We start from the raw sequence: 1937 nt of genomic DNA on the forward strand, positions 1-1937 counted from the left end.
GACGATCACGCTAACCCGACCAAGACACGCCGACAGCCATACACACATTTTGGCCATTAACCCCGACCTGTTCGTGGTGTGGTGACCGCACACACCATTCTGGACAGAAAACGAGTGCCCCCGCCCGGATATCCGGACGGGGGCACTCGACGTGGTAGCGGGGACAGGATTTGAACCTGCGACCTCTGGGTTATGAGCCCAGCGAGCTACCGAGCTGCTCCACCCCGCGTTGACTCCGCCCAGCTTACACACCTGTCATGGTCGCCGACGGCGGGGGTCGGGTGTGCTTGCGCGCCGCCGGTCAGACGGTCGTGTACCCGCCGTCCACCTTCCAGTAGGCGCCGGTGACGAACGAGGCGTCGTCGGAGAGCAGGAAGCGGACGACCTTGGCGATCTCCTCCGGACGTCCGAGGCGTCCGAGCGGATGCTTCTCGACCATCGCCGTGCGGGCGCCCTCTGCGGAGGCGGCCTCTTGGATGAGCGGCGTCTCGATGATGCCCGGGCCGACCGCGTTGACGCGCAGACCAGCTGCACCGTATTCGGCGGCGGCATTCTTGGTCAGTCCCACGACTCCGTGCTTGGCAGCCGTGTACGCGGCGCTGAACGGCGCAGCCACCTCACCGTGAATCGACGCCATGTTGACGATGGCGGACTCGCCTGCGCCGGCCTCGAGCATCGCCGGGATCTGGTAGCGCAGGCCGTAGGCGACACCGGACAGGTCGATGCCGATCACCCGGTTGAAGTCCTCGATGTCGATCTCCCCCAAGGGGGCCGGGGTACCACCGATGCCGGCGTTGTTGACGGCATAGTTGAGTTTGCCGTAGGTCGAGACCGCGAAAGCGACTGAGCGCTCGGCATCTTCGGGTTTGGCCGTGTTCGCCTGGAAGGCCGACGCCACCCCACCGTCGGCAGCGATCTCGCCGACCACACGTTCTGCCGCATCGAGATCGATGTCGGCGACCACGACCTTGGCGCCGAGCCCGGCAATCTCCTTCGCAACCGCCTCACCGAGTCCGCTGCCGCCGCCGGTCACCAGTGCCACCTTGTTCTCGAACGTCATCGCCCACCTCCTGATCGGGTGTCCCCAGGTGTGATCAGAACGCCTGAGACCGTCATGTGTTTTACAAGTGAATCAACGTGACAGGGCGGCGGAATAGTCCGCTGCCCACGTGTGAAACCGTAGACAATCCCACCGGATCAGACGGGGCACATGAGAAAAGCATTCAGGCCCCGACCGGAGTTCCGGTCGGGGCCTGAATAGTGGTAGCGGGGACAGGATTTGAACCTGCGACCTCTGGGTTATGAGCCCAGCGAGCTACCGAGCTGCTCCACCCCGCGTTGGTGAACACAACGTTACACACCGGTTCGTCGACGATGCAAATCGCACCCGATCGCGCCCCTGACCTGCACAGATACGTGTGATCGCCACCACGTCGTCGCTCACTTCGCGTGGACGCCCATGAGCGTCGCCAGCTGCTGCGCGAGCGGATTGAGGTTGAGCTTGTCGGGGTCTTTCTTCGGAGTCTTGTCCCATGGCTGCGAATGATCCGGATTCGCGAGAGTGGCGCGCTCGGCGCCGCGCACGCCGGTCGGGTTGCCCACCGGTACCGAACACTGTGCATTGGTGTTGAACGGGAAGTCGTCGTAGCGGATGTCGAACGACGGGTCCTTACGCTTCATCTCCTGCACCATCGCCTGGGTGCTCTCGTAGCCACGCGTACACGCGGGCGGATTGTTGGTCTCGAGCACGACACCGAAATGGATCTGCCCGTCACCGGGGGCGGTGGCGTGGCTGCTGGCCGACAACTGCGACAGCATCGCGAAGGTCGGCGCGACCGCGAACGACGTCGGCGCGACGGTGCGTACCGTACCCGCCAGCTGCTTCACCACGGTCGACAGATCATCGCCGTTCTCCTGCAACAACTTCGAGATCTGCG

At 64.2% G+C, this 1937-nt stretch carries 1 protein-coding gene, 2 tRNA genes and 1 pseudogene; all 4 read right to left on the reverse strand.

The genetic code is table 11. From position 1 onward, the window contains the following. Nucleotides 1–152 precede the first annotated feature (152 nt). Nucleotides 153–229: transfer RNA gene (locus AAFP35_RS26185), tRNA-Met, on the reverse strand. A 72-nt stretch (nt 230–301) separates the two neighbouring features. Beyond that, on the reverse strand, nt 302–1060 hold the full coding sequence (locus AAFP35_RS26190; protein WP_419224614.1) for an SDR family NAD(P)-dependent oxidoreductase: 759 nt from the start codon (nt 1058–1060) through the stop codon (nt 302–304). Between the two features lie 201 nt (nt 1061–1261). Continuing rightward, nucleotides 1262–1338: transfer RNA gene (locus AAFP35_RS26195), tRNA-Met, on the reverse strand. Nucleotides 1339–1440: 102 nt separating this feature from the next. After that, a pseudogene (locus AAFP35_RS26200) lies at nt 1441–1937 on the reverse strand (mammalian cell entry protein); the annotation flags it as partial.

The sequence above is a fragment of the Gordonia sp. CPCC 206044 genome (assembly GCF_048537895.1).
Taxonomy (GTDB): domain Bacteria; phylum Actinomycetota; class Actinomycetes; order Mycobacteriales; family Mycobacteriaceae; genus Gordonia.

Excerpts from the sequence above, each read along its gene's own strand:
- AAFP35_RS26190 (WP_419224614.1), bottom strand. The coding sequence starts at position 1,060 with ATGACGTTCGAGAACAAGGTGGCACTGGTGACCGGCGGCGGCAGCGGA.